Source organism: Enterococcus italicus DSM 15952 (assembly GCF_000185365.1).
Lineage (GTDB): Bacteria > Bacillota > Bacilli > Lactobacillales > Enterococcaceae > Enterococcus_G > Enterococcus_G italicus.
The window spans coordinates 43387-47603 of the sequence record NZ_GL622242.1; the positions used below are offsets into that span (position 1 = coordinate 43387).

The window sequence follows — 4217 nt, forward strand, 5'->3', positions numbered from 1 at the left end:
CAATCTGAAAAACCGAATCTTGATCAGCTTTAACTTACTGAACCCGGGCCGAAAACCTAAACCGCTCTTTTACACAAAACGGACGGCCAAGAAACCGTCCAGATCGCTGACCCTTAAATTAGGGAAGCTAACAACTCCGCCTCTGACAGTGTAGAGGTTGTGCAGTTTATGCATCTAAAACGCCAAAGGAGTCAATCAATCCATCGGTCACTTAATTATAAAAAAAAGAACCACAGTGATTAACTGTAGTTCTGAATTTGACTCATCAACACTATTTGACAGAGAGCCAAGAATATGGCAGCTGCCATATTCTTGAGCTCGTCCAACTGTTTTTTAATTAAGAAAAGAGCGACTAGAGAATTTAATTAGCTTTTACTCTGGCGTGCTCCGTTATAAAGTCGATAATGCCTGCGACGACTTCATCGCGAATCTCGCGGTGGTTGTGAATTTCATGGCGGTAGCCTGAATACAGTTTTGTTTTCACTTGATGGCCCGTTTCCAGCAGCCAATTAGAAACCGCATAGACGCCTTCGCCATATCTTCCGACCGGATCTTCATCACCGGCGATATTGTAGATAGGTATATCAGTAGGGACTTTCTCGGACCATTCCGTCCCCAGGATTTGTTGAATCATTTGAGCAAACTGATAAAGTGATTGAATATTAGGGACGGAGGTGAAGTTGTTGAACGGATCATTGGCGTGGTCCGCCACAATGTCCGGATCTTTACTGATCCAGTCGTTTGGCGTGTTTGGATTTTCAATTCGCTCCGTCATCCATTCAAACATTCGATTTTGATAGTCTGGGTCCACTTGTTCGCCGTTTCCTGCATCGATTTCAGCCTTTAATTCAGAGACAATATTTTCCATCTCAGGGAAAATTTCTGAAGTCCCGCACAAGATTAAACCGTCCAGCTCTTCGCCATATTTCGTCGCATATAGTCGGGCAATCATAGAGCCCATGCTGTGGCCAAACATGAAATAGGGCAGGTCACCGTAGTCTTCCTTGATTAGTTCGCGCAGTTTTTGTTCATCTTCGGCCATTGTCATATAGCCTTTGTCTCCCCAATTCGACCAGTTGTCGGAATCATAAGCGGTCTTTCCATGTCCGACATGGTCATCGGCGGCCACGACAAAACCGGCCTCATTCAACGTCAAAATCATATGGAGATATCGGCGTGAATGTTCGCCATACCCATGAACGATTTGAACGACCCCTATAGGTTCGCGAATGGGAGTATAAATCCATCCCTTTACCGTCTCGATCTCATTAAACGACTTAAATTCAACTTCATGAATTGCCATTTTTACAGCCTCCTTATAAACTGTAGAATGTTGTATAAATCCCCTTTATCATGTATTGCCAAAATACATTATAATCTATAATGTAAGCACTGTCAAAAGTATTTTGTTGACTTACTCGATGGAAATATTTCTGCTAAAATTACGTCCAAACGTTGATATGATACTGAAAAGAGTGGTCATGTTGAACGAAGAAAGGAATCAATATAAAATGAAAATGATATTTATCTCTCTTTTAACTGTCGCTGTCTTAGCCGGATGTTCTGAAACTGCTGAAGAAACGCCCCGAACAAATTCACCTGATGAGACGACAGCAGTTACCCAATCCACATCGGACACTTCTGACTCAGAAACAGCAACCGAAGAAGATCTTTCCGAATCTGAGGCAGAGTCGCCCAATGAAAAATACAAAGAACTAACCATCCAGGATTATTTTAATCCGGAAGATTTTGAGACCCATTTGGTAACCGACAATCCGGACTCTCGGGTATTTATATTTAGCGAAAGAGACCAACCTGCGTATAAAACCGTTTATATCAAACCGGACAGCCGCTTAAAAATAATCAACCTAACAACGCACGAGCTATTGATGAACGAACGAATTTAATAGGTATAAAAATGTAAAGTTTCTTTATCTTAGCTTTTTTCGATATAATAAGGCCAACAAAAATTAGAGTAGAAGAGAGGCCATTATGGACGAAAATAAACGTGATCACATCAAAGTTGGACAAAAAGTACGTGTGGTGCAAAAACAACACCAACGCTCAGGCGAATTGACGGAAGGCATCGTTGCCAGAATACTGACGAATTCACCAACGCATCCGCATGGGATTAAAGTCAAACTGGAAAACAACATTGTAGGAAGAGTCAAAGAAATAGTCGAAGATTAGGGGTTCAATGCATTCCAAAAAAGTTTGAAAGTATGTGAGGCTATGCGGCTCTTTGTCAAATAGTGTTGATAAGAAGTTTAAGAGGATACAGTTCAACTGTATCCTCTTTTTTCTATAATTAAGTCCTAGTTGTAATGGGCTTCCTCCATTGGAGGTTTTTTTATGGAAAACCAGCGATTTAATGAGCGGCATCTTCTTTAAAATAAAGCGGCTTTTCGGTGATGGCTTCGCGGGTTAGCATAAAACTGATCAAGACCCGACTTCTTAGATGATAAAAATTTCGGTAGCCGTAACCGGAGCGTTTAATATTTTTCACTTTATTGTTGACGCCTTCAATCGGACCGTTTGAGAGAGTGTATTTAAAGGCATTCTGAATCGGGTTTATGTATTTTTCAAGCGTCTGCAGGACCGTTCGCATTTTGCGCGGATAGGTGCGTTTTTTAGATGCTTGAAGTAATGATTCAAATAACGAGAACCCACGGATTCGCAGAGCGCCTTTCAGCTGGTTGACGAGTTGGTAAGTGTCCCTCAACTATGGGCTCAACTCGACTAAGTAATTGGCCATCACATACTCTGACACCATGCTAGTGTAGAGACGATGGGTAAAGAAATCATGAAAATTTAAATCTGCTTCGTTTTTTAATACCAATTTCCATTACTTTTTCAGTTTCCGATAATCGCGCGGGCGTGTATAGCACAGACTGTTCATTGTTTGGATGCGCACGTGGTTGAGCGCCCGATTCAGATGTTGGACAATATGGAAGCGATCAATAATAATGTTGGCTTTAGGGAAACAGGCTTTAATCAGCCCGATATAGGGCAAATACATACCCATCGTGACCGTCTTTACCCGCAGGCGTGCGTTCAATAAATAACGCATAAAGTAATCAGATAAATAGTTCTGTTGACGGTTTTCCACAATATCAATCACTTCATGGTTCACGGCGTTCATAAAAATAAAGCTCATGGCGCCGCTCACGTTCTTCACCGACTTAAATTCATCAATACAAAGGTGTGAGGACAAATAATGGCGCTCCGGCGCCAAGGTTTCACCCACTTTTCTCAATACCCGAATCACGGTATTAGAAGAGACATTTAGGTGTTCCCGAATCAATTTCATGGACTGTTCATGGCGCAGCTCCATCGCGATCGTCGATTTGACAAAATTGGAAATAAAACAGTGGCGGTCAACTAGAGAAGTTTCAGCCGTAAAAGTCGAACGGCAGTGTTTACAGAGAAACCGTTGTTTCTTTAATTTGAGTAACACAGGCTGGAAATTAATTTGACCAATTTTAAGTGTCGACAGTTTCGTCCCATTCTTGACGATGTCCGCTGACGAGCGGTTAACGGTCCCGCATTTTTCGCAGGCTTTCGGTGTATAGGTCAATTTCCCGTACAAAACCAAATGGTTTTGGTCGTTGATTCGCTCTTCAGTCACCTGTTCTTCAAAATGGATATTCTTGTCTTTGATTCCGAGCGTTTTTCGTATAAAATATGAATGGGCCATGTGAATTCTCCTTTATGTAGTTGAGGTGACTTAATTATAGGAGTTCACTGGCCTTTTTTCATGTCTCCATAAAAAAATGGTGCCAATGAGTGGTAAAACTCATCAACACCAAATATTATAGAACCGTGAAAAGAACCAAAGCCATATTGTTCTGATTTGCGATCCATCATGCAAGGAAGCATTTTATAAAACATTCGAGAATGATTCAAATAGAAACTATGATACGTTTACTTTATCAGAAAATGACTTCTTTGATAGAGTAAAGCAGTTTAATTCAGATGACATTATCGTTATCCCCCATTTTCTAGATAAAGATAAAGAACGCTCCATTGATTTTAGTTTTAAAAATCGATTAGAAGAAAAACTAAGTGATTACGTCGTAATTTTAGAACCTGGAAAATTGGCAACAATGGGAATTATTAATGCTCATAAAGAATTAGCTATAATTGGAAGTGACGTTAAAGACTGGTCTACTTACTCTTCCAGTAATTTACCTGAAATAAAATTCAAAATCGAAACA

The 4217-nt window shown here is 40.5% G+C and carries 3 protein-coding genes and 1 pseudogene; 2 read left to right on the plus strand and 2 right to left on the minus strand.

Going from position 1 to position 4217, the window contains the following annotated elements; genetic code table 11:
- Positions 1-361: 361 nt before the first annotated feature.
- Positions 362-1303: an alpha/beta fold hydrolase gene (locus HMPREF9088_RS10595; protein WP_007209252.1), complete on the minus strand. Its 942-nt coding sequence runs from the start codon at positions 1301-1303 to the stop codon at positions 362-364.
- Between the two features lie 181 nt (positions 1304-1484).
- Here HMPREF9088_RS10595 and HMPREF9088_RS12455 point away from each other — a divergent pair, with 181 nt between their 5' ends.
- Positions 1485-1907, plus strand: a complete 423-nt coding sequence (locus HMPREF9088_RS12455) for a hypothetical protein (RefSeq protein WP_245785551.1) — start codon at positions 1485-1487, stop codon at positions 1905-1907.
- An 85-nt stretch (positions 1908-1992) separates the two neighbouring features.
- The gene (locus tag HMPREF9088_RS10605) at positions 1993-2190 is read left to right on the plus strand and encodes a YwbE family protein (protein ID WP_007209254.1); all 198 of its coding nucleotides are present in this window, start codon (positions 1993-1995) and stop codon (positions 2188-2190) included.
- Between the two features lie 178 nt (positions 2191-2368).
- Here the strand turns inward: HMPREF9088_RS10605 and HMPREF9088_RS11780 are convergent.
- Positions 2369-3697 (minus strand): annotated as a pseudogene (locus HMPREF9088_RS11780) (ISL3 family transposase).
- Between the last annotated feature and the right edge of the window lie 520 nt (positions 3698-4217).